Origin of the sequence: Pseudomonas sp. MIACH (assembly GCF_001269925.1) — a bacterium.
Classification (GTDB): Bacteria; Pseudomonadota; Gammaproteobacteria; order Pseudomonadales; family Pseudomonadaceae; genus Aquipseudomonas.
This window is the reverse complement of sequence record NZ_LHVO01000050.1, coordinates 1-26,667: the sequence shown is the minus strand read 5'-3', so window position 1 is coordinate 26,667 and position 26,667 is coordinate 1. Positions and strand designations below refer to the sequence as shown.

Genomic DNA, 26,667 nt, shown 5'->3' with positions numbered 1-26,667 from the left:
CACAACACACATATTATAAATATCACTAGGAAGCTGCATTAGATCATAACTTATATTATTATTTGCCTTCCTCCAGTCGACTTTATTTTCAGATAAAATCTTAACTGAAAACTCCTCTCCATTGACAAAAGTCGATCGAACCTCATAATCCTTACTTATATACTCTTGAAAGTACGCAGGTGAATATTTTAGGTACTCCGTAGAAACACATTCATCCAAAAAATTAGTTTGCACAAACTCTTTCACACCGTCACTGACTATAGTTCCAACAGCCAAAGGCTTCACTATCTTACTCCCTTTGCCGACAGAGGTTATATTAGAAGGACAGTTAGTGATTGAGGATGACGGGAGTTTAAATCCGATTTCTCTCGCAAGAATTAATTGGACAACTTTATTATTCGCTCTTCTCATTACCGATGGGCGTGTCAAGCAGCGACCGTGGAAAGATTCGGCTATCCCCTCAACTAGAGAATACGATTCCTTATGAACAAATGAATGATATTTCTCTTCAAATATTCCATCCAAATCCTCAACAACTGGCTTGCGATAATAAATTGACAGACAAGACTGAGAATTTATAGATTTTTCACTTGAATCTATCTGAAATCCACTTTCATCCACCCCTATGGAGTACTTAGAAAACTCGTCAAAATTCAGTCTATAGAATGAAACACCAGAATATGCATTCGTCAAATAATCACATGTCAAGTCATTAGTAGACGTTATCATCAATATCTGCTTTCGCATGTAAACATCCTTGCACCTGAAGCCAACTATTATTTCGTGCTAAGCAATAGCCAGAAAAACCATGCGCAAAACCCAACTGCGGGCACGTCGGCCGCGCTGCCTCTATTCAAAGCGCAGGGCTTTCTGATCAAGCCATTGAAGCCGACGATCCAACTCAATAGAAGGGTCTACCTTGATCATTCGCTCTAGAATTTTAGGCAATCCATAAACGCCAGTGGAGCCAGGACCAAAGATCCTCCAAAGTAATACTAGAGTTTCCTGAGGAAATTTTTCAGGCAAGTCAGATTTCTCGATACTGTGAAGGCTAAAGTGCGTATCCGCCAGGGTCAAGTAAGGGAGCAATTGTTTTAGTGCGTAAGGGAATGCACCTGACGATGCGATCGCCAGTTCGGAAAAGTGAACTGTTAATCGGCTGTCACACAACACTCGCTCACGCGGCCAGACGCGAGAAATTAACGGTCCTATACAAGTCCTCCATGCATCATCTGGCCCAACACCTAATTTGGGAATCCACTGTCTCAGTACCTGTATCGCCCCCTCGCGCAACGTCGATGCTCCATTGCGCAATGACGAAGCAGTTTGCTCAAGTCCGATACCCCAATCGGGGGCATTGTGTTCGTTTCGAATGATCGCTAACGCCGGAGCAAGAATCTTTGCAGCTGCACCAATTCCCCCTCGTTGCAGTCCGTTATTTTCGACTACACCTAAAAGAATATGCCGACTGAATGCCGAAGACACAACCACTCCCCCCGCTGAATGAATAACTAATACTTCACGTAACGCTCTTGCTTCACTTGAAATTCCATCAAGCGCAGAGTCAAGTACCCTAACAATGCTACGATCATCCATCGATAAGATTAGAGCGGCATCTCGAACCAGAATCGCGCGACTGAACGCTCCTTGCCGACCCACAGCAGACGCTGCATGAAGTATAAACTCAAGCCTACTTCTTCCGATCACTTCACCAGCCTGGAAATTTTTACGTATATCTAATAACACCGCTTCGACAAGGCGCCCACATGGGGAATTTATAGCGTCAGAGAAAAGATCCCGACTTATATCTAAAGACTGACTATCTTGATCTACAGCAATATCAAACAAACGTATCCACCAGCCCACAATACCCGGCGAAGATTGTCTTGCAGCGCTGAAATAAAGGTCCGCTAGCCGACTGACTATCGGTGTAATGAAAGCGTCAGACGCTGGCAGGAGAGCTTCAAAAACGCTGATGGTAAGCTCGCGAACGACTGCGTCAGGTTCCTCTTGCCGAAACGACAATGAACCAATTAGATCCCCCCAAAGTGGAGCATTTGAGGAATCAAGTGGTGCTTGACTAATAGTATCAAATGCACCTCTCGGATCAGTGCTGCAATATACACTCCATCCTAGGTGCTTTCTGATATCAGAACTTTGTTTTACCGCTTTCGCAATCTCCAAACGTTCGTCGTCTGCAGCGTCGACAATCGGTTGGACATCGCCTACAACCATCTGCACCCCTGTCGTGTAAGATCTAAAGAGATCCCTATCTTCTACATTACGATCAAGATAATCACGACGCTCTTTTATCGCAATTAGTTTTGCCAGTCCAGTCTCAGACAAAACTCCAGCCTCTTCCAGCATAGATAGCCGAAGCCACACTTCGGTATCCGCAGCGTGGTCACGCCAATCAACCTGTCCGTCTTCGATAGTGTACCGCTCAAAATAAGTGTCGGCCTCTGTTAGAATTCGGGTCTCTACTTGTCGAACAATCTCAAGACTCGCATATTTAGAACGATCAGATAGAACTAACGCAAGCTCACGCTGTATATGCCAGAAAGCGTTATGCGACAGCGCTGCTACCCCGGCAATAGCCTCATCCGCAGTGAAGAGCGTAATGTTACGTAATGCGTGCAACCATAACCGAATGCCAAGAAATCCCGGAAGTTGGTACCAACGATCCGCCAAACATCGACTCGCAGCTCTATCCGCTCGGGCTGCGTCGGGAAGTAATCGTGCAAGTAGTTGGACGAGAAATACTAACCCGTCGTGATTTTCGTTTTGGATGTGCGGCTCTATTGATGGAACTGAACTTTCATTACTATCGTAATCTTCGTCAATCAAATCGAAGTCAATCGAAGCACATACGATTTCTTCAAATTTCGCCGTGGCAACTGTCATGATGGCGTTCGGCCGCGCGACCGCTACAAGGGTATCGATCAGATCTGAAGCTTCACCTTCGTTTTGCACTGACCATCTGATATTTACTAAGTCGGATAGCCGAGTGGGAGGAATAGATACCGAGCTTATACGGGACGTCAGCTCGGGCAGTGGCGCAAGAACATCTATAGCTTGGTATATATCAGAACTAAGCACCACTTTACTGCGAAGTCTCTCCTGTATAACGAAGGGCTGCTCCTCTAAACTCCTATCTCGCTGGGGCTGGCATTGTGCAAACAAGAGCCAAGCTCGTAACCAAAACTCTGGCAGCCCTCTAGCCTGGCGAGCATGGCGAGAAACAGCTTCCGCGAAGGGTTTACCAAGCCATTTTAGCCAAGCTATGGCTACTTTAAACCGAGTAGCTGACTGCAGATCACGAGCGAGCCATGCAGCGAAGAGCCAAGCAGCATCTTCGTTACTCCAGACATTTCGCTCTACAAGAAAATCCAACCAGTAGACGTCGTCAATAGTGGAGATTGCAACTGGCCAGACGTCGCGACGTCCTCGCAACAACCACAAAATGCGATCATGGTCAGAAGGTTGAGCTTCAGAAAAATTTCTACGCAAAATCGCTTGAGCCCACGCTCGACGGGTTGTACGAGGTCGCTCTACAACGTCTGCGAGCAAACCTAGATCACGCCATAATGCGCTGTAGTCCCGCTTACCACTTATAGGATCGGTAATTACCTCATACACAATCGGTTGAACCGCCAGTGCGCTCCAACGCGCATCAGGTTCCTCCCGGGCATTGACCGAATCTAACGCGTAAACGGCGCGTAAATCTGGAAATCTCTGTCGATCAGCTTCAAGCACATTGAGGAAATAACGTACTGGAGCATCGCCTGCACTGTAGCCGATGAGCACAATTGTTTTACATCGACACAAATCGAACAAAAAACGGGATGCCCACCCTGAACGCATGTAGGCGTCTCCGTAGTCAGCACTTGTCACAACGAACGGCGTCTGTTCCAAACCGATTTGTTCGTCAGATGCACGGCCGTGGAGATGAATGATTCCACCGAAGCCGGCACTACCTGGCGTTGGTAAATCCTGTCCCGCAAAACTTAGTAGTCGTGCCTGCTCGACGCCCTCGAAGCTAAGAAGAGCTCTTTCAAGCATTGTATCGAAATTGGTTGTGACAATTACTGGACGGTTCTCCAGGTTGCGCGATAACCGCAAAATGGTGCGGTGGTGAGCGAGGTCTGCTTCTTCCGGGGCTTTTAGCAACTCCACCACGGCCTTGGTCATATCTCCCGGATCGACAATACGACGGCTAAGAGAGCCCAATACCTCTTCAAAGCGCCCGTCTTTAAATGACTGCTCTTCGGATGCACTCTTTTCCAATCCTAGTCGTATAAAGCATCGCTCTACTAAACTTTTGAAATCAGGTAGTTGCGGAGCGCTCACACCTGCGCCGCATAGAAATACCACCTCCCCTGCGAGTAACGCATCGACCAGTTGCTCGGGAAAGGCTGGACCTTCTGTGGAAAACCTAAGACTCAAGAAAATGCTCCCTGCATAGTTGAACTGATTAAGACACCGGATATGTTCTCACTAAACAGACGGATCCAGACCATCGGGGAGCCGGTGAACGTTCCAAGCGCGATACAAGTAGCATTCCAGAACGCTATACGCTAATCAGCTAGCGTTCAATACCCTGCCTCTAAGGAACGTGACCCTAATCTAACGCGCTCGATAGTGAAAAGCCGTCTAAACGACGTTTAAATCCTAAAAAAACCATTAAATTCAATCACTTAATGTAATTTTTGCTCGCTTTCGACAACGTTACATCCGTATCCCCTGCTACATTTAACGCATGGTCACGACTGGCAAGATGCACCTTACAAATACCTATATTTTTCAATGACCTATTAAAATTTGCTATGCCAATTACACCTGTTACACAGTTTTAGCAGCAGTGGGAATCCCCCCTCGCCCAATTCTCTCGGATCCCTCAGCGACAGAAACCCGGGCGCGCTTGTCTTAATAAATCACTGAGAATTCGAAAGCCAACCGAACGTATGGAAATATGAAAACAGGTCACCGGGTTACTCCTCCCTGCAGCAACGTAGCTCAGGCTGGTCAATGAATACATCCGTACAGCTGAATGTGATGTTGAAAACCAACTACCAGGTGCCTCGTTACCCCATGGTGGCGAGGGTCCTGGGAGACTCGCGCGTTCTATATAATTCGTGCCCTACAGCATGGTTTTACATTTAGGGATACATGTAGGTATACACGAACGAAGGCGCTGTATTAATAATTTTGAGTGTGCCTCTATTCCTTAATCCATTTTAACGCGGCGAACCTAGGGAAATGCCAAGGTTCTGGATACATCGCCTGCACGCTCTCTTCCGGTATTGGTTCTTCAAAGGCCACCAATTTGAAGCCATGCTTTGCGAAGGTAGATAGATATTGACTGAGTGGACGGTGAATGTGCGTTGTTCGTATTGAAGTTTGATCACGGGAGACTTTGAAAGGTGCTTCTACGAAGGTCTCCTTGGTGTAGTCATACCACTCGGCATTTGCGTATCCCCAGTACTCAGGCCAAAAGCACGGATGGGGAATCACCGCTACGAACGTTGAATTGCTCCGAAGTAGAGCATTCACCGCTGCAGCGAACCGTCCCAAGTCCGGAGCTGCCATCATCACCATTACTGCGGTGGCGGCACTAGCTAGACCATTGAGTTGAGTCACCGTCACGTCTTCCACGGCCGCTTGAATGAACCTGACATTGGTGCGACTCTCACAGAGATGCATCGCAATTTCGACGCTCGCACCTGAAGGTTCTACCCCTATGACGGAGCCTGCAAGTGGGGAAACAAGGGTTGCGAAGTGGCCAGTGCCAGAGCCAATGTCCAAGAGCGCTGAAAGGTCTGCGCCCTGGAGGAGTCCTAACGCTGTTGGAGCGACCACTTTACTGAAACTGATGTCTAGCCCGCTGCTGAGTTGTCGCGCTCTTTCCTTCGCCAGTTGATCCCATTGCTGGGTCAAGTCCGCCAGAGGTTTTGGTTGAGAGTTCAGAACATCAAACATGGGCGGCGTTCTCCTTATGGAGCAGCTCAGCTAGGCTAGCGAGATCAACCGCCATGTGAAGTGCAGGATGGCTCGAGTCAATTTCTTCAATCACATGGATACCACGCCCTCCACGACCAATCGCGACTTGAGAACCGCCGTTCCCAAAGTGTGCAATTGTGAAGCGTGATGCTGGAGCGAGAAAGCTCGGTCTTCCGTAGATCCAAACGTTGGCTCCGGCTGCTCTAAGTACCTCTCCTAACTCCGTCATTTTTGGCATACAGACAGTTAAGTTCCCTTCTTGCGCCTTCTCCTTGAGTAGCTTTTTAGTCGAGTCATCGTCTGCCCAGCTTAGGTCGCGTGTCCAGATGATTGCTCTGCCGCTGTCATCAATCCATCTGTGCATATAGGCCTTAATGCCAATTACATCGTCCTTTTCGTACGTTTTCCTGTTGTTGTGAGCCTTTTTGTCAGCCCTAAACTCAAGGCAGATGCTGGCAAACGCCAGCACCCCTGCCGCAAGAGCCAGAGCACCAGGCCACCCGTAAAGGTCTACTGGCTGCGGCATGAAGACGAGTACAAGTGCTAACAAAGAAGCCTGTGATCCTACTGAAGCAACAAGGCGTTGAATCAGATTTCCCCAGCGGTCCCAAAATCCTTCCATCGTTTCATCCCTGTTTGATGATTTCCCTTATTCAGTTTGACAGAGCGTCAGCTGTGGCGGGTTGGTGGTTCCTATAGTGGCACATTGCGTTAGATATGCGGGGGCCCCTGAGATATTCGGCCGCACACGGGGCATGAAACCCGCCGGATCGTGTTAGCGGAAGGGCACCCAGCTTAGTGAACAGGTGAACCTGGTGAACTCCAGTTCACCTGTGCATATGCCCTAACCTTTCAGCTATCTGCGAGTACCGTTACAAATACGGTAACGATGCCCTTTTTTCTTCAAAATCCTTTCAATTTCAACATTGAAATTTCAGTAAGCTGGTGTGGTTGCCGCTACCACGATCCGGCGGGTTTCATGCCCCGTGTGAAGCGAAACCTCTCAGGGTTCCCAGCGTGATTTTCTCTCATCGAGAGGCGGAGCCATCGAAATTCGCTTGGTAGGCTGGAGCGCAAAGCGCCTGCCCACAACACCTGGATGCTGACTGTAGCGTTACACGCACGGGCTGCGTTACATCCGATGTACGCAATGCCGCTCAACTGTGTAACAGGCTTGAAAGCCAATGAAACCGGGCGTTTGGTGAAGGGCGTTACACTCGTAACACCGGTTTTTGAGGGGGGCTGGGTGTGTACTCTCATGGTGCCTTTCCAAATTGGACCTACACCACATTGGTGGCCTCTAGTGAATCAAGATGGTCGGCGTGATTTCTGATCACCAGGTGGTAAGTACAGCTGATATGCAATGCCACTGGCTCGAGGTAAATTGACTACCTGACAACAGGGCGGGAGAACATCATGGCCCCCCCCCTTTGCTTGCGTCATTACTCAAGCGCATGAATGAAAACCAACTGGCCCTGGGGGCAGCTATCGAGGAGCTGTCAAACTGGGTTGAGCAAAGAGGATCTACAGAAGTGGCACAGAACATTCGAGGGGCACTGGATACCCTCGATGGAAACGCAGGATTCATCACACTTGCGCTCGCCTCACTGGCGGCAGAAGGTCGAGCGAAGAAGTAACTACTCAGCTGGTTGGCAGTACATCAACCACCATTGGGTTTTGCTTTACCCTACGGGGACACTTCGAAAAAGAGGCCAGAAGGAAGCGCCGGGTATGCCCACGTGTATGCCTAACCGAAGAAACACCAAGCATACCCAATGAATACTGGGTTCTTACTGTCCAGTTCAAACGACGCCGGGCACCAGATACTAGTTTCTGGCTGTCTCAGACAGTCTACGAAACACCCCAAGAAGCCCGCCCCGTGCGGGCTTTCTTGTTTCTGACGGTTTATCGCTGTCTTCCCCCCACGAATCCCCCCAGATACAGTCTGGCATCCAACCAGAACCCTGACATACGATACCCCCCTCACCCCCGGAGACTCACGGATGAGCACCCCCACCCCCCAATCGTTCTCTCTCTCATTGCGCTCCTACTCCGGTCAGGTCGAGCTTCACCAGCACGACTTTCATCAAATCGTGCTCCCTCAATCCGGGTCGATGGAGATTGAGGTCGACGGTCGAGGTGGCAAGGTCGATGCGAGTCAGGGGGTGGTGATTTCTGCTGGGGCTCGACATACGTTCCTGGCCAATACCCATAACCGTTTCCTGGTGCTGGACGTCTCGACCGAGCGTGGCGAGGCGCAGAAGGGTACGGTTGCATCATTTGACCCACTCAATGACAAGCGCTTTTTTGCGGTCAGGCCCGATATACGGCATTTGCTCGATTACGCCAGTTGCAACGGGCCACAGTTGGTCGGCTCGCTCGCGATGGCCGAGTCCTGGAGTCGGTTGCTGCTGTGTTCGTTATTGCAGCCCGAGGTTGCGCGGAGCGATCCCGGTCAGTTCATTCTTGCTCGCGCGCTGGCCTACATCGAGCAGCACTTGGGCACGGCCCTGACGGCGCATGATATTGCGCGTTATGCGGGCACCAGTGAGCGGCGCTTGTATGTGCTGTTTGGGCAGCACCTGAACACAACGCCGTTCTCGCATATCGCGAACTTGCGTCTGAATCTGGCCATTGACCTGCTGCGCCAAACGTCTTTGTCGATCATTGATATTGCGCATCGCGCCGGGTACGCCGACCAGAGTGCGTTAACCCATGCCCTGAAGAAAGCCCGCCATCTGACGCCGGCTGTGGTGCGTAAACAAGGGCGAGATCCCTGAAAAAACAGCAGTCCCGAACAATTCTTTGGCGGGCCTGATCAATACTCGCTCTCTCGACCTTTCTATTGTTCCCGCTTGAGGATTTTCCGCAGACGGGGCTTGCATGAGCACTTCCAACCCATCCATCACCCTTGCCAAGGGCACCGCCAGTGCGACGCTGATCGGGGTGATTGCCGTGTTTTTGTGGGCGTGCCTGGCGCTTCTGACCACCTTGACCGCCGGGATCCCGGCCTTTCAGTTGCTGGCTTTGAGCTTCGCGGTCGCGTTCGTGGCCAGCCTGTGCGTGCTGGGGATACGTGGCGCAGCAGGGTTCAGCAGTTGGCGCCAGCCCTGGTCTGTGTGGGCGACGGGGTTTGCCGGGATCTTCGTCTATCACGCGTTGTATTTCTTTGCCCTGAAGGCCGCGCCTGCGGCTGAAGCCAGCCTGATTGCCTACCTGTGGCCGCTGCTGATCGTGCTGCTGTCGAGCTTTGCCACCGGCGAGTCGCTGCGCAAGCGCCAGCTGTTGGGCGCCTTGCTCGGCCTGGCGGGGACGGCCTTCATCATGCAACTGCGGGCCCGGAGTGACAGTGCGTCGATGCCGGTTATCGGTTACGCCGCCGCCTTTGCGTGTGCCTGGGTCTGGGCGATTTATTCGGTGTTCAACCGGCGGTTCAGCCATGTTCCGAGCAGCATAGTCGGGGGGATCTGCGGGTTGGTGGCTGTAGCCGGGGGGCTCTGCCACCTGGCGTTCGAAACCACGGTGCGGCCTGAGCCGGGCCAGTGGGCGGCGATCATTGCCCTGGGTTTGGGCCCGGTGGGCCTGGCTTTTTTCGCCTGGGACCACGCGACCAAGCATGGAAACCTATCGATGCTGGGCGCCCTGTCTTACCTGGCGCCGCTGTTCTCCACACTGCTGCTGATTGCCGTGGGGCAAAGCGATGCCAAGCCGATCTTGATGATTCCCGCGGTGTTGATCATTACGGGGGCGGTCATCGCCACTTCACGCTCACGCACGACCTCGCGTTGATCTCGACGGGTAAGGAGACAGGGAAATGAACTTGATAGCTTCGCAGGGAACCATGAGGATCGAGAGCGACGGGCCGAGTTTTTCAGTCGCGCCCACGCGGCCCTTACTCAGTCATCTGGGAAAGCCATCGTTGCTGAACAGCCGAACCGGCATCCGTCGTCGCGCCCATGGCGAGGCGCCTCGTGTGCTGCTGTTTGTGCCGCCCTACACACGCCTGATCGAGCCCACGTCGCACGACAGCGCATTTGCCCGCATCGGCATTGATACGTTCGAAGTGATGAAGCGTGCCGGTACGCCCATCGGCCTGTTGCGCATCGCCACGGTAGCCCGGCGTGCCGGTTATGACGTGCAGATTGTCGATTCGCCCTTTGCCGGCTGGTCCCAGGAGCACAGCCTGGTCAAGGTCGACCAAGGGCATCTGATCCGCTACGGCCTGACCGATACGCAGATACGCGAAATCATCGAAACCGCGCAGCCCGATATTGTCGGGATCCAGTGCAACTACACCGTGCAATGGGGCAATGCACGGGCGTTGGCCGAGCTGGTGAAAACCCTCGATCCCAACCTGGTGCTGGTCACTGGCGGCGCCCACTCCAGTGGTGACTGGAAGAACGCACTGCTGGATTCGGCCTTCGACTTCGCGCTGATCAATGAAGCTGACCGCGCCTTTACCCTGCTGCTGGATGCCTTGACCCACGAAGGCACAGACATCAATGCCGTACCTGGGGTGGCGTACCGCGACAGCCGCGGGCAACTGATTCGGCCCACCCAGAAGTCCAGCTACCTGAGCATCATCCCCAAGCGGCAGGACCTCGAAGAGCGGCTGGGCGTCATGCCCTTGCCGGACTTCAGCTTTCTGGACATGAAGCATTACCTGCAGCCTTATCACTCCTCAGGGGCACGCGTACGCAAGCATGGCGCCTGGGCGCAGATATTCTCCACGATTGGCTGCAACGTGAACTGTAACTTCTGCTACATCCCGAAAATCAACGGCCCTTGGCGTGCACTTGGCCTGGACTGGTTTGACCTGCACCTGGCCGATCTGGTGAAACAGGGGGTCACTGAAGTGCTGATCGAGGACGATCACCTGATGCACGACCCGTTGTATGCGATGGAGGTTGGCAAGCTCCTGAAAAAACATGACTTGCCCTGGGTCGAAGAGGGCGGGTTGAGCCTTTTCAACCTGATCCTGCTGCATTTGGGCGAACGCTTTATCGACCAGATGGATGAGAAGGAGCGCAAGAACCCGCAATATCGCAATGTGATCGAGGCAGTAAAAGGCGGGCTCACGGCCAGGAAGTTCATTCGCTCGATTGCCGAAAATGGCTGCTACAACATCTACCTCGCGGTGGAGAGCGCGAACGAAGACAGCCTGGTCAATTCCAACAAATCCCGACTTAACGCGATCCAGCACTCGACGTTCGAGCTCATCGAGATTTTTACCGAGCACGGCATTCAGGTCACCGGCGGGTTCATGCTGGGGTTCGTCAATCCCCCCGGCGGGCCTGGGCAAAAGCCTTTTGTTGAGAGCCTGGAACTGATCGACCGCACCATTGATTACGCGGTCAACCTCATGGGCGCCGGCATGGCGTACGCCAACCCGTTTATCGTCACGCCGATTCCCGGGACGTCGATGTGGGAATACCAGCAGCAGTATGTGGTGCGTCACTACGACAACGGTTGGTCCCATGAAAAAGCCACGATGGCGACCGACCAATGGAGCGCCGAGGACATCGAGAAAGCACGCATGGAGTTACTGGTTCGGGCCAACGGCGCTGATCGTGTCCGGGAGATGGTGCGTCGCGGTACCTGGCCCGTGGATGCGTGATTGAAGGCCGCCGGCTGCGAAGACTTTTAGCGTCATACCGACAATCTTGCCCCCACTCCCCTCCTCAGTCTGGCTTGGAGAGTCAGGAGTGGGGGCACAGCCCACGCTTCAGACCCGAGCAGGCGACACGATGATCTTCACATTGTGTTCCTTGTTTTTAACCAGTTCCTCGAAGCCCTGGCCCACGATCTGTTCCAGCTGAATGCGCCCCGTGACCAGCGGCGAGATGTCCAGCCGCCCATCCGCGATAAACGCGATCACGTCGGCGAACTCACCGTTATAGGCCAGCGCGCCGAGTACCTGTTTCTCCGTGGCCACCAACTCGAAAAAGTTGAACTCGCTGGGTTCTTCGAAGATGCCCACCAGTACACACTTGCCGGCCTTGCGGATCAGGTCGATGGCGAGCTTGGCCGTGTGTTTGTTGCCGATGCATTCGAAACTGACATCCGCGCCGAGCCCGCCGGTCAGGCGGCGTACTTCGGCCAGGGCATCGCACTCGTTGGGATCGAGCACATGGGTCGCGCCCACTTCCCGGGCCTTGGCCTTGCGCGCGCCGGACATTTCCAGCGCGATCACCTGCGCCGCGCCCGCCGCCTTGGCGCACATGATGGTGCACAGGCCGATGGTGCCGGCACCGACCACCACGACGTTTTGCCCGAGCAGGCTTCCGGCTTTTTTCACCGCGTGCATGCCGACGGCCAGCGGCTCGATCAGTGCGCCGGCTTCAGCGGGGAAGTTCGCCGGTAGCTTGTACAGCAGGTTGGCGGGCACGTTGACCAGTTCGGCGAACGCACCGTTGTTCATCAGGCCGGTAAAGGCCAGGTTCTCGCAAATGTTGTACAGCCCGTGGGTGCAGTAGTAGCACGTGCCGCAATGTTGGCAGGCATCGGCCGCCACCGGCTCGCCGACGCTGAAGCCCTGTACGCCGGCACCGAGTTCGACGATCTCGCCACAAAACTCATGACCGAGAATGCACTGGCCCTTAATCCCGGTCAGCGGGTGCGGAGCGTCAACCGGGATGAACACCGGTCCGGCCACATACTCATGCAGATCGGACCCGCAAATACCGCACCATTGCACGCGGATCTGCACCCAACCGGCAGGCGGCGAAACGGGCAGCGGCACGTCTTCGACGCGGATATCGTTACGACCGTGCCAGACAGCGGCACGCATGCTGCGTTGCGAATTGCTCGAAAGGCTCATAGCGAAGTCTCCTTGAAACGGTTGGCACTCGCGCACCGGGTGGGTTGCAAGGGGCTAGAGCAAGGCCAGTGCCAGCTGTGCAAAAACGCCTGGATACGCCTTTCTTAGAGCCGCCGAATGGAATCCCAAGGATGGTCGGTATCGAGGTCAAACGAGACGCGCCATGCCAGACCGCAGGCGGTAGCGGCGAGACCGTGAGACGTTGCGTCTCAGCGCAAGCCCTAATGCCAGTCAGTTAAGGAGTAGAACGGGTAAAAGTAACCTGTGGCGAGCGGGCTTGTCCCGCGTTGGGGTGCGAAGCGCCCCTGATGAAGACGAATGCGGTGTATCAGGCACTCCTCTGCGCCTGGTTCTGGGGCTGCTGCGCAGCCCAACGCGGGACAAGCCCGCTCGCCACAGGAGTGCGCTCGCCTGAAATTGTTTATGCAAGACTCAAAACTTTAGGGTGAAGTTTTCACCCTTTAAAATCAGGCAGTTATTTTAAGTTTGATAAGCGCCCGCTCCCTCGCCACAAGTGTGGTGTTCGCCCTTAACTGACTGCCTCGGGCCCGAGCCACCTGTATGGCGTTTTGTCAGCCCATCTGTATCTAACGCGCGCCCTTCTCCCGCCCTACCATCAGGCGCATTCAACCTGCGCAACGACGCGCTCTACCTACAGGAGTGAACCCATGCCCGAACTGTCGAGCCTGCTGGCGTATGGTCTGATTTCGCTCGGGATGGTGCTGACGCCCGGCCCGAACATGATCTACCTGATCTCGCGGTCGATCTGCCAGGGGCCGCTGGCCGGGTTGATTTCACTGGGCGGTGTGGCGCTGGGTTTCGTCGTGTACATGCTGTGCGCGGCGCTGGGTATTACCGCGCTGCTGATGGCGGTGCCGTATGCGTATGACGCGCTCAGGCTCGGCGGCGCGCTGTATCTGTTGTACCTCGCCTGGCAAGCGGTCAAGCCCGGCGGGCGCTCGGCGTTTCATGTGCGTGATTTGCCCAGGGACGGCCCACGCAAGCTGTTCATGATGGGGTTTGTGACCAACTTGTTGAACCCGAAAGTCGCGGTGATGTATCTGTCATTGCTGCCCCAATTCATCACCCCCACCGGCCACGGCAGCGTGCTGACGCAATCCATCGTGCTGGGTTTTACCCAGATCATGATCAGTGTGAGCGTCAATGCGGTGATCGCCATCATGGCCGGTTCGATCGCGACGTTTCTGGCGGCCAAGCCGGTATGGCAGCTGGTGCAGCGCTGGTTGATGGGGACGGTGCTGGCAGGTCTGGCGGTGCGCATGGCTTTTGATGCGCGGCGTTGAACACGGGCCTTTAGGGTCATACCGGTGGCCCGTGCTGTCTTTTGTGGTCAGTGCTTGCGCAGCGCCTCCAGCCGCGCCGGCAGGTCTTCTTCGGGGAAACGCGCGTGCAAGGCCAGCAGTTTTTCATCCGCGGCTTTGCTTTCACCCGCTTCACGCAAGCGCACGATCGCCTGTAACTCTTGCTCCAGCGACGGCAACGCTGACGGCGCGCGCTTGCTGAGTCTGGCGCTGGATTCATCTGCCATCGCACCTGCAATTTCAGCCTGAACCGGTGCACTTTCAGCCTTGGGCGCGGCGGCCATGCGCGCCATCGGCGCGGGTGCGGACAACGCTTGCGGCGCCGGGCGGGCGGCTTCCTCGTGCATGGCGGAGAAGGTCGCCGTGGAGATTTCGGGCTGCGGCACTGGCGAGCGCGTGACCACGCCGATCATCAGCGCCAAACCGGCCACGGTGGCGAATGCCATTTGCCAGCGCGGGCGTTGGCAGGCTTGCAGCCAGCGTTGCAATAGGCTCGGTTGCGGCGTCGGGGCTTCGCGGCGGGCGGCGTTGAGGATGAAAGCGTCGAGGGACGCGGGCGGCTCGCCGGTGCTGTGTTGACGGTAATGCTGGATCAGCACGTCGTCGGTGTCGGGAGTGGGTCGGGAGTCGGTCATGCAAGTATCTCCTCGGCCAGCAGGCGGCGCAGTTTCTGCTGGGCGTAACGCAGGCGGCTTTTTACGGTTTCCAGCGGGGCGCCAGTGAGGGCGGCGATTTGCGGCACTTCGAGCTCGCCGTGCAGGCGCAGCAGGAAGACTTCGCGCTGGTCTTCGGGCAAGTCTTGCAGGGCAGCGTCGAGGCGCGCCTGGTCGCGGCTCAGGCTCAGCTGTTGCTCGGGGCCGGCGCTGTCGTCGGCCTGGGCGTGCAGTTGCTCATCGTAGCTGTCGTGCAAGGGGTTATGGATGCCGTGCTTGCGCCAATGGTCGATCAGGCGGTTGCGGGCGATCTGGAACAGCCATGTACGAAAGCTCGCCCGGCCTTGCGGCTGGGTGCTGCTGCGGATCAGGCTGAGCCAGGTCTCCTGGTAGATTTCCTCGGCCAGTTCGGCCTTGTTGCTCAGGGACACGAGGAAGCGGTAGAGGCCTTGGCGGTGCCGCGCGTACAAGGCTTCGAACGCAGCGGCGTCACCGGTTCGGTAACGGGCCAGCAGCGATTCGTCGCTGGGTGGATCATCTGGAACAGCCATGCAGGGGGCAAACTCCTTTTATAAATTTAACGCTGTTGCGTTCAAGATCAGGGTTTCAGGCTTTGGGCCAGTTCCACCAGTTGCACGAACTCGTTGCGCAGCCCGAACGGGTCATCGCCCCGGGCCGAGCGGGCCAGGGCGGCGGTGTCCTTCAAACTCATGCTGCCAGTGTAGCGGCCATCGCCCTTGAGCTGTTGGGCGAAGGCGGCCACCGCCGCCGAGAAGCGCAGGTCGTCGCTGGCCTGGGTGACTTCCTTGCTGATGGGCCGTTCGATCAAGCGGCTATCACCGCCCGTGGCAGGCTTGTAGCGCACGCGTAACATCGCCAGCTCATTGGCGCCGCCTTCAGCAGAGGGCGCGCGGCTGTAGCGCAATGGCTCCAACCAACCTTTCTCGCCCTGCGGCACAATTTCATACAGCGCGGTCACGGTATGCCCTGCGCCAATCTCGCCAGCATCGACTTTGTCGTTGTTGAAGTCCTCACGCTTGAGCGCGCGATTTTCATAACCCAGCAGTCGATATTCACTGACCTGTGCCGGATTGAATTCCACCTGCACTTTCACATCCCGCGCGACCACCGCCAGGGTTGAACTGAGCTGCTCCACCAGCACCTTGCGGGCTTCGCGCAAGTTGTCGATATAGGCGTAATTACCGTCGCCGGCATCGGCCAGTTGCTCCATCAGGTGTTCGTTGTAGTTATCCACACCGAAACCCAGGGTGGTCAGGGACACGCCGCTTTTACGCTGGCGGGCGGCCATTTGCTTGAGGCTGTCGAAGTCGCTGACGCCCACGTTGAAGTCGCCGTCGGTGGCCAGCAGGATGCGGTTGATGCCCTTGTCGATAAAGCCTTCGCGGGCCATCTGGTAGGCCAGTTCGATGCCGGATGCGCCTGCCGTGGAACCGCCGGCGGTGAGTTGATCAATGGCATTGCGGATCTTGGCCTTGTCGCGACCCGATGTGGGCTTGAGCACCACGCGGGATTCGCCGGCATACACCACCAATGCAACCCGGTCCTGATCACGCAACTGGTCCACCAGCAATTTCAGGGTGCTTTGCACCAACGGCAAGCCTTCGCGGCGGTCCATGGAGCCGGACACATCCACCAGGAACACCAGGTTGGCCGGCGCCAGGTCCGCCACGGCGCGGTCAGACGCCTTGATGCCGATGCGCAGCAGTTTCGTGCGCGGGTTCCACGGTGTGGCGGCGACTTCGGTGGTCACGCCAAACGGTGAGCCGTCGGTGGGCAAGGCGTAGTTGTAGGGGAAGTAGTTGACCATTTCCTCCAGTCGCACAGCGCCTTCGGGCGGCAGGCTGCCTTGGTTGAGGAAGCGTCTGACGTTGGCGTAGCTGCCCGTGTCGACATCCACACTGAAGGTGGACACCGGCGTTTCGGCCACCCGATGCACCGGGTTGTCCGGCAGGTTGGCGTATTGCTCGCGGGGTTCGCTGCGATAGTCCATCGCCGCTGATTCCTGCATGCGCATTGGGGCGGGCATTGCCATGCGTTTGACCAAGGCGCCCTGGACCGGCGCGCTTTGCAATTCGGCGACGGGCTCAGCCGGTTTGGCCAACTCAGGGGATGAGGACAGCCCACAACCGGCCAACGCCACCACCATGGTGACGGCAAAGCCTTGGGCGGCAGGACGCAGGAAAAACAGAGGGTGGGACATGGGCTGAACCTCGTGAATGAATGATCCGTTCACAAGGTCAGACGCAAGGTGCGGGGTGTTCGGGTTAACTCTGATTCAAATAACACAGACATTCAAATGTGGGAGGGGGCAAGCCCCCTCCCACATTTGAACCGAGGCGATGAACTCAGTCTGTGCCGTACTTCGGGTTACGCGGACCGTACAGGATCCCGGCGCGTTGGCCCGGCGTCAGCAGGCGTGCACTGGTAATGCCGGCAATCGGGTGCGCCGCATCGGTGGAGCTGTTGATCACTTGCTTGACCGCCGCGGTGATCAGCATACCCACCAGGCCGCCGCTGTTGTTGTTGCCTTCCTCGCTGGAGGCCCGCGCCGAGCCGGTCCACAGGGTGGTGCCGGTGCGCAGGTCGACCAGTTTGGCCGAGGCCGTCACGGCGGTGTCGCTGGAGATCAGCATGTACTTGGTGCCGTACTCGCTGACGGTGATGTACAGCGCTGCGTCCGCGCCGAAGATGTCATGCAGCTTGGCCACAGGCAGCGCCTGGATATCGTTGGCGGTGGTCAGGCCGTTCTGGCGGAAGGTTTCGTCCACCAGGGCAATCGGCAACACGTAGTAGCCGGCTTCGGCCAGCGGGTAGGTCACTTGCGAGACCAGGCTGTACGAGGCCTGCACTTCCGGCGACTCATTGAGCGGCGGCAGTACCAGGATCGACTTGGGCCGCGCCTGTTTATACGCCGTGTAGTCAATGGTCTTGGGCGCTGCGCAACCGCCGAGCAAAGCCAGGGCCAGCAAGGCGCCAGTGAGTTTTAACAGGCTCATTTAGTGGCCACTCCGGTCTTGGCGTTTTTCAACAGGAAGTCCATGTACGAGGCAGACTCGGGGAACAGCGCCTTCTCGGTGCGGAATTCCTGCACCATCTGGTCATCCTTGCCCATGCTCAGGTACAGCATGCCCAGGTGCGCGTGGTAACCCGGCGGCGCTTTGCGGCCACTGGCGTTGATCTTTTGCAGATCGCGCTCCAGTGCCTCGACCTGCGCTTCCTTGGGCTCGCCCTTGAAGTACTCGTAAACCTGCGGCTGGTAGCTTTCCCATTGATACAGGGGCTGGGGCGCCGTGTGGCACCCGGTCACTACTGCGATTGCTGTCAGCATCAGCGCCAACTTCACTGCCTTGCTCATCCTTGTACTGCTCCTTGAAGTGCGGTTGATCAGTTGCGCGGATTCCAGGCGCCGGCGTTGATGCCGTCGACCAAGCGGTTGATCGCTTCGCGCATGGCCAGGTCCAGGACCTTGCCATTAAGGGTGGAGTCGTAGCTGGCGGTGCCGCCGAAGCCGACCACTTCACGGTTGGACAGCGCGTATTCACCGGCGCCCTGGGTGGAATACACCACTTCGGAGGTGCTGATGTTGACGATGTTCAGTGCGACTTTGGCGTAGGCCACTTGGGTCTTGCCACGGCCGAGGATGCCGAACAGCTGGCGGTCGCCGGTCTCTTTGCGGCCGAATTCGGTCACGTCGCCGGTCACGACGTAGTCAGCGCCCTTGAGCTTCTGCGCGGTGCCTTTGATCGCGGCTTCCTGGGAGATTTCACCCATGTTGTCGCGGTCCAGCACGCTGAAGCGGTTGGTCTGCTGCAGGTGGGTGATCAAGATGGTCTTGGCCTGGCCACCGAGGCGGTCAACACCATCGGAGAAGATGCCGCGCATGTAGCTGGAGCGGTTGTCGAACTTGCCCACGGCGATTGGCACGCGTACGCCGGAATAGGCGACGTTGGCGCTGGCGACCTGTTCCACCGGCATGGCGCGGTTGCTCTCCGTGGCGCAACCGGTCACGGTCAGCAGCGCTGCGGCGGTGAGGCCCGACAGCAGGATTTTGGACAGTGTGTTCACGGGGTGCTCCTAAATGGGGGGGAATCGGGTATGGCAGTTGACGCTAGCGAGACGGAATATCGCGTAGGTCGTCGACGATGAAGTCGCTTAGCCCACTAGTGAAATACCGCTCGACACTGGAGTTACCGCTGTTGGTTACAACGCCGGCAAGGGTCCTCCATTGTTGCGGCTGGCCTCGCCAGTTGCTGGGCTCCAGGCTGGGGCGGTTCTGGGCGAAGTGCAGCACCTCGGCACCGGCTTTCTTGACCTTGACCTTGTAGCCAAAATCGATGCTTTGAAGGATGGTGCCGTCGTCAATCAACAGGTTCGAAAACCCACCATTGGAGTCGATGATATGGCGCACATAGACGACGTCGACATCCAGCAAATAATCGGCGCTGTCTTTACTGGTTGCGTAACGCTTGGCTTTGAGCAAGCGGTTTACCAGATCGACGCCGAGCTCCTGGCGAACTTTGTCATCCGACATGAAGTGCTTACTCTTGCCCTTCACCTCAACGTTGAAGGTGTCGAGCCAGTAAGTAGCAGTCTTCGGAATCGTGACCGGCGCCGGGGAGATGTAGTACTCCGGCTTGGAGGCGCAGCCCGCCATGAGGCAGGCGACGAGGAATACGGCAAACATACGCATGTCTGAATTCATCCCTGAAAGTATCGTGCTTTAAACAATCGCGGCATTTTACGGAGTTGAGAGCGCTTCTCAAGGTGTTTCGTCGGATGCCGTGAGGTGACGCACATTCCCTCAAGTTATGCGGATACGGGTCGAGATAGTAACTTGGCTTGCTCACTTATAGGGATATTGCGTGCTTAACACTCTGCTTCGGGCTACAGCCCTGGTCGCCGCGCTGTCGATGACCGGCTGCGTTTCCTACACCGTCACCGGCCCTATCGCCGCCCCGCTCCACCCGGTATCTGTCAGCAGCCCGCGCAGCGCGCAAATCGCCGATGTGACGGTGAGCGCCGCCGACGTCAACGAAGCCAACAAGGCCGCCATCAGCAGCTCCCTGACTGCCCAGATCACCCAATACGTACGCACCGGGGGTTACTTCAAGCAGGTCACCGAGTATCCGGTACGCCTGGGCGAGCAGGACGTGACGCTCAAATTCAACATGACCGCCCTCAAGGGCCATCGCGCGCCGCACCCGGCGTACGTGCCTGGCGCACTGCTGACGCTGACCATCTGGATCTGGGTCAACGGCCCGATCTACGTAGACAGCTTCGAGGTGGCCGGCGACCTGGTGATCGTCGACCGCAACGGCAAGGAGCTGGCCAAGGCCAAGGATTCGATCAAATTCGAACACAACGTCGGGCTCTACAGTGGCCAATATTGGGCACCGTCGATGGGTGGCCAACAGCTGACCAAACTGGTCGGACAACTGCTCGACACCGCCACTGCCAACCTGGCCAAACCGTAATTTCAAGGAGTGATGCATGAAAGGATTGATCAAACACAGCCTGGTACTCGCCGCCGTCCTGCTGACCGGCTGCGTGTCTTACTCGCAGCACGAATTGCCCGCCGTACAGCCCTGGCCACCGACCGCCAACGCGCCGGCGCAAAAGCCCACGGCGTACGTGCACACCACCGCGCAAAACCACGTCAACGGCGGCCCAGGCAACGCGGCAGTCGGCGCCCCGGTGGCGCTGTGGGAAAAGGCCGTGGCCGATTCGTTTCGCCAGTCCAACCGTTTCTCGCGAGTAAGCACTGACAAGGTCGACTCGGATATCTACGTCGATGCCACGCTGCACAACAACGAACAGTTCAGCATGGCCTCGGCGATCATCACCGGCGCGACGTTCTTCATCATCCCGAGCACAGCGAAAAACACCTTCACCCTGGAGACAGTGTTCAAGGACAAGGATGGCAAGGAGCTGGGCCGCGTCAAAAAGAGCGAATCAGTGCGCACCTGGATGCACCTGGTACTGATCGTTGGCATCCCGTTCCAGGCGGACACACGGGAAGTGGTCGAAGCGCTGACGCGCAGTACGCTGGACGAGGCGGTGCAGCGCAAGTTGCTGTAACCCGGCTGCTGTGTGAATGGCGCTAATTGTGGCAAGCGGGCTTGCCACAGGGTTCAAGTTACTGAGCGACAGCGCTAAGTCGCAGATTTAGCGCTGTCGCACACAACACTTACAGCGGACCTCCTTGACGGGGTTTAGAACGCGTACCGCGCTTTTAGCATCACGCCATCGGCATCAAAACCACTGCGCGCCTGGCGGGTGTAGCTGGCGCCGACGCTGAAGTCCGACACCTGGTAGTTCACGCCCACGCTGGCTTCGTAGCTGTCACGGGCTACCGACGCACCGGTCACGGTAAACGCTGAACCACCGGCCACGAAGCTGGAGGTTTGCGCCACGCGATCACCCATCAGGTCGTGATAGGCCATCAACGTCGCTTCCGGCTGCAAGCTGCCGGCACCCATCGGCAGGTTGCCGGCCAGGCGCAGGCCCGCGCCCAGCTCACCCACTTCATAACGCTGCGAACCGGTGCTCAGTGCCGCCGAAGAACCTTTCTCGTCGTAGCCATCCATGCGCACGTTGGAGTAACGCGCGGCCACACGCGGCTCAATCACCACCGCTTGCGACGGCTTGAAGCTGTAGCCGCCGATCACGCTGGCCGACAACACATTGCTGTCGTAACTGCCCTTGGCCGTGGTGCCGGCGATATGACGCTTGCTGTCGTTCTGGTTGTGGCCGTAGCTGAGGCTGCCGTCGACAAACCAGTTTTGCAGCGACCAGTTGCCATACAGCGACAGCGCGTGACCTTCGACGTCGGTCTTGTTGCCCAGGTCGGAATGGATGTTGGAATTGAGGTAGCTGTACGCCACGCCCAGGGTGGTGGTGTCGTTCACACGACCGTCCACACCCACCGCCATGCCGCTGCTGTTGGCCGAGTAACCGTTGTCACCGCCACGACCGTCCTGGTCCATGTTGCTGCTCAGGCCCTGCACCCACACGCCGCCGACCTGGTGGCTTTCACGCTGGTCGGTGAGGCGATTGAAGATCGCGCCGTTGACCACGGTTTGCCCCGACAACGCCACGTCGAGGGCGCCACGGTTGACGTCCGGCTTGAGCTGATCGCCGATCCGCGCCAGTTGCTCTGCAGTGCCGGCATTGGCCAGGGCCTGGAAGACTTGATCGTCCGCGCTGAGGTTACTCAACACACCGTTCTTGAAGGTGTTGACCGCCGTGACCGCCGCGCTGGTGGCGCCCACGCCAGCGAGATCCGCCTGGACTTGCTGGTCGGCCTTGACCGCCACCACGGTCTTCACCGTCTGCGCATCGGCCGAGTAACTGAGCACGTCGAGCAGAGAGGAAGAACTGGCCACGGACAGGCCGTTGTCTTGCACGCTGGTGGCTTGCAGCAGGGTGTATTCGGTGCCGTTATTGGTGCTGGCGAAGTCGCCTGGGTTGGCGCTCACGGTCAGCTTTGACCCCTGGGCGAAGTTGGCGGCGCCGTTGACGGTCAGGTACGGCGTGGTCGGCACAACGCTGTCGGACAGGTGCATATCAATGCCGGCGCCATTGGCCACATTGAGGTTGCCGGTAATGGCGGTGCCAGGGGCCGAGAGGTTCAGCGAACCCGAGTTGACCGACACCGGTGCGATGATGCGATTACCGGTGAAACCGGCCTGGCCGTCGATATTCACGGCGCTCAGGTTGAGCATATCGCCGATGATGTTGCCGCCGGTCCAGTTCAAGGTTGCCAGGTTGCGCGCATCGATGGCGGTGCCGGAATTGCTGCGAATTTCGCCGGCTTGCTGGTTGATTTCGAACGGCGAGGTTTGGTCGGGACCGACCAGGATCGCCGTGCCATCGGCGGTGATTGTGCCTCGGTTGACGATGCCGCGCGAACCGCTCGCACTGTTCTGGGCAAAGGTTGCCTCCAGGAACTGGAAGGCATTGGCGTTGGTACCCTTGGCCTCAAGCGTGCCGGTGTTGAGGATGTAATCGATGGTGCCGTTATAAAAAAATATGCCTTGGGCGTCATTGCCGTTGGCAGAAATCAAGCCGCTGTTCTCGATACGCAGCGGGCTGGTATCCGTTTCCACTTCGATGCCCCAAGCGCCTTCACCCGTGGCCTTGATAGTGCCGGAGTTGAGGATCTTGCCGCCGATGGTGGTGGGGGTGTTGTTGTCGCGATCCAGCACGATGCCAATCGCGCCTTCGCCGGCCATGTCGATCAGACCGGTGTTGGACACATCGCCGCCGATGGTGGTGCCGTGCAGGTAAATCCCCTCGCCCCCGCCGATATAGAAAGGTGGCGGTGCGGGCGCCGAAGGTGCCGTCGAAATGATGGTGCCGGAGTTGATCACGCTGCCACCGATAGTGGTCCTGCCGATCTCAACACCCTCGTCGCCACCGTTGTTCATCAGGATATTGCCGGCCTGTACCACGTCACCGGTGACAGAGCCTGGGCTCAGGTTGGGCGGGCCGGTCCAGAACATCGGGTCCAGGGCAAAGCCTCGCACGGTGTAGCCGTCGGCATTCAGCGTGATGTCAGCGCGGTTGATCAACGAACCCTGGATATGGGTATCGGCGACACCCAGCCCGGCAGGGGGCGAATTGTTCGGGGTGGTGACCTGAGTGGTCTGCCCGGTGAGGATCAGCGACTCGTTGTAATTCTCGCTGACGAACTGGGTTTTGCCTGCCCCGAGGTCAACTTCCACCGCCAGCACCTGCGTGCTGATTGCGCCGACCATGATTGCCAACAGGCTTTTCTGGAACTGCTTACGCTTCATTTCTGACTCCATGAACTACAGGTCAAAGCCGCCAACAGGCCCGGCGGCAGTAGGTGTATCGAGTGAAGGGATCAAGGGACTCGGATGCATCTCCCGTCGCACATGCCTGATACGCAGGCACGACCATTCGCACCGCGAGAGGCAGTGGCGAACAAGGGAGTAAGGGGAAAAAAGCTCACATCAATCCTTAATGTTTTTGAAAACGCTGCAGTCCATGCAGCCCTACCGCGCGTGGGTGGGCGCGGTAATGACCTTCAAATGTATGAAAAGGTTCAGGATTGTGTCGGAAAGTTGTGTAGTCGATCACATTGCGGAGTGTTTGAAGGGTGCGGGCGGCCCGCCCAGGCCGCCCTGCTCAGGTACTGATGACAATCGTCTTGGCCAACATATCGCCCAAGCGACGACGCAGGCCGAACAGTACAAAAAGACCGTCCAGCACACTGAACAGCATCTTCGGAAAATTGCGCAGGAACGACTGGAACAGCGTGCAGTTCGTGGGGTACGGGTAACCCACCACGGCCGTGCCGCATACCCGCTTGCCCAAGCTCTGGCCATTGGGCAAGGCATCGCAAAACAAGTAGTACCCGAAGGCTGAAAACAGCAGCACATAGTGGAGGGCATCAAACAATGCCGGGCCTCCTGCAGAGCCCAGATAGAAATAGGCGTAGTCCAGGTTTCGGTTCAAAAACAGCAGGAAAAGCACCACGGCCATATCGATGAAATAGCCGAGCAGGCGCTTGCCTGGGCTGGCGAGGTTCCAGGTGCCTGCGGCCGATACTGATTCGCTCATACAGTCATTTATCCAAAAGTCGAAGAGATGTCATTGAGGCCGGCACACGTTGTACATGCCCGCTCGCGTCCATACGCGGTGGCTTTAACCTCATGGCGTTTGTGGCTGTTCTGAATGTGAACGGGCGCAGATTTGCTCCCACCCTTCCTCAATCGTGCCCGTGTACTTACCGCACGACGCGCCCTTTAACTGAGCGTCCATAAAGTCCTGCTCCGGCACGACCCACAACAGGCCAACCAGATAGGCCACCCCGGCCGCAAACACCAGCAACGCCGATGTCCGAGTCAGCATGAATCGCAACGTGGCGGCGGCGGTTCGAGACCGTTCAAACACACACGCGAACAACAACCCGATCCCACCCCAGACGAAACCCGCCGCGGCCGTGCCCAACCAAGACGAATCACGATAGAGGTAGGCCCAGGCCAGGATGAACGCGATGGCGCTGACGCACATCAGCAGCAGGCACAGCCACTGGGCGATCCGACAGCCGATACTCGAAAAGCTCATGGAAACGTCGTCCCGATACGCGCTCGTTCATTCGAGAACCAGATGCCGGAGACCTTGCCCACCACATCATCAAGCGCAACCTGGCCCATGAAGCGGCTATCGTTGCTGACATCACGGTTGTCGCCCAACAGGTACACATGCCCCGGCGCTACCTGGAGTGGCGCCAACTCAAGGGAGTAGTCCTTTTTGACGCGCTCAGCCGGTGCGTGAAACAAACCCAGGTTCTCACCGTTGCGGATCAGCTCGCCATTGACGATGGCCAGAGTGTCACCACCGATTCCCGCCACCCGTTTGACCGCCTCGGTGCCATTCCAGCGATACACCACGATATCCCCCACTTTGGGCACGCCAGCCCGCAGGTCCGACATGATGTAGTCGCCAATCGACAACGTCGGAACCATCGACCCCGACGGAATGTAATAGTTTTTGAAGCCCAGCAACGGCACCCGAAAGACGTCGAGCGTCAGCACCAGGACCACCACCACACCGACGTAAAGAGCATGGAAGCGTTTACGCGGCACATTGGGCGGACCGCTGTAGCGACGGGCCAACACGGCGGACACGATGGCAGAGGTCAGTTTGACCGTGATGACGAAAGCGAAGAATGCATACAGCCCAAGGGGTGTAGTGACCAACCCCAAGGCACCCATCAGCACGACCCCGCCGAGCAACAACGCTGCGACCCGGATACCCCACTGCGTGCGGCCTACATACACCAAACCCCAGCCGGGGATGAGGCAGGCCATCAGGAAGGCCTGGAGGGAGAATTTTGCGGGTTTCATTGATCGTCCTTAATAATGTAAATGCTGGCGCCGCGCATATTACTGCTGGGCTCGCCAATCCACGTAACCTTTAATCGCTGTTAACTGGCTAAGGATTGTGACGGTGGTCTGACCCTGATTCTTAAAAAGTTATATACACCCCTTTTTTTTCGTCTATCGCCTGCTCAAGCATTTTTTTAAATTCTCTAACAGCCTCAAACGCATCATCTGAAACTTTTCCTTCGACCTCCAAAACCCTACTTAGGCTTTCGCTCACTTCATGTTGAGCCTGGAAGTAAGAACCCATTTTCCCAGGATCAAAGAAATTTGATCCCGAACCTAACGGCGTACCTAAAAAAGGCGAGAAGCCTAATTTACCTTTATCAGAAAACAGCTCTTGAGAAATACTCCACCATAAGCCAAGCCCTCGGTCATCAGTAGGCGAATAATATTTCGTAAGTGCGAAATCCCCATACTGATGAACGTCCTTGCTTTCAATCATATCTTCCCAGCCATCCTCTAACGCAAAACCTTCATATGGATCAACTAGAGACTGCCTATTAGAAACAATGAAATCCCGCATCTGGTCGATACTTCCCGAGCGCAAACAGCTCTCCAACAACGGCTTAAGTTCACGATTGAAACTATCAATATCAAAAATAAATGCTTTATGCTCATAACTCATAATTACCACCTGATTTTATGGCAAAAAATTTAGCGAGTAACAATAGGGTCAAACCACCAATATACATTGGCACACTAATCGTTATCTGACCCCTATTTTCTCCTATTTCATACTCGACCTTGTGTACCTGTCACAGACTTCGGAGTAGTTAAGCGTCACCGCATTAACGTCATCTACAACACAATTCCATTTCTTGCCAAATTCGTATGCCAACCATAAATACATCTCCATCGAGCCTTTCGAATGACCCAACTGCATTTCGATCATTGTCTTAGGAGGGGCACCCAACAAATTTCCCCAATCGAGAATA

At 56.5% G+C, this 26,667-nt stretch carries 25 protein-coding genes; 7 read left to right on the top strand and 18 right to left on the bottom strand.

Annotated features, from left to right (window positions below):
• The 4 genes from AD670_RS31485 to AD670_RS18420 all read right to left on the bottom strand — a co-directional run.
• Nucleotides 1–747, bottom strand: a 747-nt coding sequence (locus AD670_RS31485) for an MvdC/MvdD family ATP grasp protein (protein WP_156338266.1), incomplete at its 3' end; no start/stop codon positions are given.
• Between the two features lie 102 nt (nucleotides 748–849).
• Nucleotides 850–4,446 (bottom strand): SIR2 family protein, encoded by a 3,597-nt coding sequence (locus tag AD670_RS18430; protein WP_053135474.1) that lies wholly within the window; start codon nucleotides 4,444–4,446, stop codon nucleotides 850–852.
• A 774-nt stretch (nucleotides 4,447–5,220) separates the two neighbouring features.
• The gene (locus AD670_RS18425) at nucleotides 5,221–5,979 is read right to left on the bottom strand and encodes a class I SAM-dependent methyltransferase (RefSeq protein WP_053135471.1); all 759 of its coding nucleotides are present in this window, start codon (nucleotides 5,977–5,979) and stop codon (nucleotides 5,221–5,223) included.
• The gene (locus AD670_RS18420) at nucleotides 5,972–6,622 is read right to left on the bottom strand and encodes a hypothetical protein (protein ID WP_053135468.1); all 651 of its coding nucleotides are present in this window, start codon (nucleotides 6,620–6,622) and stop codon (nucleotides 5,972–5,974) included. The genes AD670_RS18425 and AD670_RS18420 overlap by 8 nt, the downstream gene beginning before the upstream one ends.
• Nucleotides 6,623–7,454: 832 nt before the next feature.
• On the opposite strand from AD670_RS18420, the gene AD670_RS32005 reads away from it, so the two are divergent.
• From AD670_RS32005 to AD670_RS18405, 4 genes are all read left to right on the top strand, one after another.
• Complete coding sequence (locus tag AD670_RS32005) at nucleotides 7,455–7,637, top strand: hypothetical protein (protein WP_082340997.1); 183 nt, start codon at nucleotides 7,455–7,457, stop codon at nucleotides 7,635–7,637.
• A gap of 366 nt (nucleotides 7,638–8,003) precedes the next feature.
• Entirely contained in the window at nucleotides 8,004–8,780 is a 777-nt protein-coding gene (locus tag AD670_RS18415) for an AraC family transcriptional regulator (RefSeq protein WP_053135465.1), read from the top strand.
• Nucleotides 8,781–8,883: 103 nt separating this feature from the next.
• On the top strand, nucleotides 8,884–9,789 hold the full coding sequence (locus AD670_RS18410; RefSeq protein ID WP_053135462.1) for a DMT family transporter: 906 nt from the start codon (nucleotides 8,884–8,886) through the stop codon (nucleotides 9,787–9,789).
• Between the two features lie 130 nt (nucleotides 9,790–9,919).
• Entirely contained in the window at nucleotides 9,920–11,617 is a 1,698-nt protein-coding gene (locus AD670_RS18405; protein ID WP_256243924.1) for a B12-binding domain-containing radical SAM protein, read from the top strand.
• 108 nt (nucleotides 11,618–11,725) lie between these two features.
• On the opposite strand, the gene AD670_RS18400 is transcribed toward AD670_RS18405, so the two are convergent.
• Nucleotides 11,726–12,790 (bottom strand): 2,3-butanediol dehydrogenase, encoded by a 1,065-nt coding sequence (locus AD670_RS18400; RefSeq protein WP_227432305.1) that lies wholly within the window; start codon nucleotides 12,788–12,790, stop codon nucleotides 11,726–11,728.
• A 698-nt stretch (nucleotides 12,791–13,488) separates the two neighbouring features.
• On the opposite strand from AD670_RS18400, the gene AD670_RS18395 reads away from it, so the two are divergent.
• Nucleotides 13,489–14,124 carry a LysE family translocator gene (locus AD670_RS18395; RefSeq protein ID WP_053135452.1) on the top strand — a complete coding sequence of 212 codons (636 nt, stop codon included), beginning with the start codon at nucleotides 13,489–13,491 and terminating at the stop codon, nucleotides 14,122–14,124.
• A gap of 47 nt (nucleotides 14,125–14,171) precedes the next feature.
• Here the strand turns inward: AD670_RS18395 and AD670_RS18390 are convergent, their stop codons facing one another.
• The 7 genes from AD670_RS18390 to AD670_RS18360 all read right to left on the bottom strand — a co-directional run bounded on the left by AD670_RS18390 (nucleotide 14,172) and on the right by AD670_RS18360 (nucleotide 19,506).
• Complete coding sequence (locus tag AD670_RS18390; protein ID WP_053135449.1) at nucleotides 14,172–14,777, bottom strand: hypothetical protein; 606 nt, start codon at nucleotides 14,775–14,777, stop codon at nucleotides 14,172–14,174.
• Nucleotides 14,774–15,346, bottom strand: coding sequence for an RNA polymerase sigma factor (locus tag AD670_RS18385; protein ID WP_053135446.1), 573 nt, complete (start codon nucleotides 15,344–15,346; stop codon nucleotides 14,774–14,776). Before AD670_RS18385 ends, AD670_RS18390 begins: the two co-directional genes overlap by 4 nt.
• Before the next feature lie 47 nt (nucleotides 15,347–15,393).
• The gene (locus AD670_RS18380) at nucleotides 15,394–17,016 is read right to left on the bottom strand and encodes a VWA domain-containing protein (protein ID WP_053135443.1); all 1,623 of its coding nucleotides are present in this window, start codon (nucleotides 17,014–17,016) and stop codon (nucleotides 15,394–15,396) included.
• Between the two features lie 145 nt (nucleotides 17,017–17,161).
• On the bottom strand, nucleotides 17,162–17,812 hold the full coding sequence (locus tag AD670_RS18375; protein ID WP_053135441.1) for a DUF799 domain-containing protein: 651 nt from the start codon (nucleotides 17,810–17,812) through the stop codon (nucleotides 17,162–17,164).
• Nucleotides 17,809–18,171 carry a DUF4810 domain-containing protein gene (locus tag AD670_RS18370; RefSeq protein ID WP_053135437.1) on the bottom strand — a complete coding sequence of 121 codons (363 nt, stop codon included), beginning with the start codon at nucleotides 18,169–18,171 and terminating at the stop codon, nucleotides 17,809–17,811. The genes AD670_RS18375 and AD670_RS18370 overlap by 4 nt, the downstream gene beginning before the upstream one ends.
• A gap of 29 nt (nucleotides 18,172–18,200) precedes the next feature.
• Nucleotides 18,201–18,881, bottom strand: a complete 681-nt coding sequence (locus AD670_RS18365; RefSeq protein WP_053135434.1) for a CsgG/HfaB family protein — start codon at nucleotides 18,879–18,881, stop codon at nucleotides 18,201–18,203.
• Between the two features lie 43 nt (nucleotides 18,882–18,924).
• Nucleotides 18,925–19,506: a hypothetical protein gene (locus AD670_RS18360; RefSeq protein ID WP_053135431.1), complete on the bottom strand. Its 582-nt coding sequence runs from the start codon at nucleotides 19,504–19,506 to the stop codon at nucleotides 18,925–18,927.
• Between the two features lie 172 nt (nucleotides 19,507–19,678).
• On the opposite strand from AD670_RS18360, the gene AD670_RS18355 reads away from it, so the two are divergent.
• Together AD670_RS18355 and AD670_RS18350 are read left to right on the top strand one after the other, a co-directional pair.
• Nucleotides 19,679–20,290, top strand: coding sequence for a hypothetical protein (locus AD670_RS18355; RefSeq protein ID WP_082340995.1), 612 nt, complete (start codon nucleotides 19,679–19,681; stop codon nucleotides 20,288–20,290).
• A gap of 16 nt (nucleotides 20,291–20,306) precedes the next feature.
• On the top strand, nucleotides 20,307–20,894 hold the full coding sequence (locus AD670_RS18350; RefSeq protein ID WP_053135425.1) for a hypothetical protein: 588 nt from the start codon (nucleotides 20,307–20,309) through the stop codon (nucleotides 20,892–20,894).
• Nucleotides 20,895–21,028: 134 nt separating this feature from the next.
• Here the strand turns inward: AD670_RS18350 and AD670_RS18345 are convergent, their stop codons facing one another.
• The 6 genes from AD670_RS18345 to AD670_RS31780 all read right to left on the bottom strand — a co-directional run.
• Entirely contained in the window at nucleotides 21,029–23,614 is a 2,586-nt protein-coding gene (locus tag AD670_RS18345; RefSeq protein WP_053135422.1) for an autotransporter outer membrane beta-barrel domain-containing protein, read from the bottom strand.
• A gap of 355 nt (nucleotides 23,615–23,969) precedes the next feature.
• Nucleotides 23,970–24,404, bottom strand: coding sequence for an RDD family protein (locus AD670_RS18340; RefSeq protein WP_053135419.1), 435 nt, complete (start codon nucleotides 24,402–24,404; stop codon nucleotides 23,970–23,972).
• A gap of 90 nt (nucleotides 24,405–24,494) precedes the next feature.
• Nucleotides 24,495–24,911 carry a hypothetical protein gene (locus AD670_RS18335; protein WP_053135415.1) on the bottom strand — a complete coding sequence of 139 codons (417 nt, stop codon included), beginning with the start codon at nucleotides 24,909–24,911 and terminating at the stop codon, nucleotides 24,495–24,497.
• The gene (gene lepB, locus AD670_RS18330; RefSeq protein WP_053135412.1) at nucleotides 24,908–25,693 is read right to left on the bottom strand and encodes a signal peptidase I; all 786 of its coding nucleotides are present in this window, start codon (nucleotides 25,691–25,693) and stop codon (nucleotides 24,908–24,910) included. Before lepB ends, AD670_RS18335 begins: the two co-directional genes overlap by 4 nt.
• A 121-nt stretch (nucleotides 25,694–25,814) precedes the next feature.
• Nucleotides 25,815–26,357: a hypothetical protein gene (locus tag AD670_RS18325; RefSeq protein ID WP_053135409.1), complete on the bottom strand. Its 543-nt coding sequence runs from the start codon at nucleotides 26,355–26,357 to the stop codon at nucleotides 25,815–25,817.
• Between the two features lie 102 nt (nucleotides 26,358–26,459).
• Nucleotides 26,460–26,667: hypothetical protein (locus AD670_RS31780; protein WP_218187630.1), on the bottom strand; the 208-nt coding region annotated here is incomplete at its 5' end.

Coding starts and splice junctions, on each gene's coding strand:
- AD670_RS18345 (WP_053135422.1), bottom strand. CDS start 23,614: ATGAAGCGTAAGCAGTTCCAGAAAAGCCTGTTGGCAATCATGGTCGGC.
- AD670_RS18415 (WP_053135465.1), top strand. CDS start 8,004: ATGAGCACCCCCACCCCCCAATCGTTCTCTCTCTCATTGCGCTCCTAC.
- AD670_RS18370 (WP_053135437.1), bottom strand. CDS start 18,171: ATGAGCAAGGCAGTGAAGTTGGCGCTGATGCTGACAGCAATCGCAGTA.
- AD670_RS18420 (WP_053135468.1), bottom strand. CDS start 6,622: ATGGAAGGATTTTGGGACCGCTGGGGAAATCTGATTCAACGCCTTGTT.
- AD670_RS18425 (WP_053135471.1), bottom strand. CDS start 5,979: ATGTTTGATGTTCTGAACTCTCAACCAAAACCTCTGGCGGACTTGACC.
- AD670_RS18410 (WP_053135462.1), top strand. CDS start 8,884: ATGAGCACTTCCAACCCATCCATCACCCTTGCCAAGGGCACCGCCAGT.
- AD670_RS18385 (WP_053135446.1), bottom strand. CDS start 15,346: ATGGCTGTTCCAGATGATCCACCCAGCGACGAATCGCTGCTGGCCCGT.
- AD670_RS32005 (WP_082340997.1), top strand. CDS start 7,455: ATGAATGAAAACCAACTGGCCCTGGGGGCAGCTATCGAGGAGCTGTCA.
- AD670_RS18360 (WP_053135431.1), bottom strand. CDS start 19,506: ATGCGTATGTTTGCCGTATTCCTCGTCGCCTGCCTCATGGCGGGCTGC.
- AD670_RS18380 (WP_053135443.1), bottom strand. CDS start 17,016: ATGTCCCACCCTCTGTTTTTCCTGCGTCCTGCCGCCCAAGGCTTTGCC.
- AD670_RS18400 (WP_227432305.1), bottom strand. CDS start 12,790: ATGCGTGCCGCTGTCTGGCACGGTCGTAACGATATCCGCGTCGAAGAC.
- AD670_RS18350 (WP_053135425.1), top strand. CDS start 20,307: ATGAAAGGATTGATCAAACACAGCCTGGTACTCGCCGCCGTCCTGCTG.
- AD670_RS18390 (WP_053135449.1), bottom strand. CDS start 14,777: ATGACCGACTCCCGACCCACTCCCGACACCGACGACGTGCTGATCCAG.
- AD670_RS18375 (WP_053135441.1), bottom strand. CDS start 17,812: ATGAGCCTGTTAAAACTCACTGGCGCCTTGCTGGCCCTGGCTTTGCTC.
- AD670_RS18325 (WP_053135409.1), bottom strand. CDS start 26,357: ATGAGTTATGAGCATAAAGCATTTATTTTTGATATTGATAGTTTCAAT.
- lepB (WP_053135412.1), bottom strand. CDS start 25,693: ATGAAACCCGCAAAATTCTCCCTCCAGGCCTTCCTGATGGCCTGCCTC.
- AD670_RS18340 (WP_053135419.1), bottom strand. CDS start 24,404: ATGAGCGAATCAGTATCGGCCGCAGGCACCTGGAACCTCGCCAGCCCA.
- AD670_RS18335 (WP_053135415.1), bottom strand. CDS start 24,911: ATGAGCTTTTCGAGTATCGGCTGTCGGATCGCCCAGTGGCTGTGCCTG.
- AD670_RS18395 (WP_053135452.1), top strand. CDS start 13,489: ATGCCCGAACTGTCGAGCCTGCTGGCGTATGGTCTGATTTCGCTCGGG.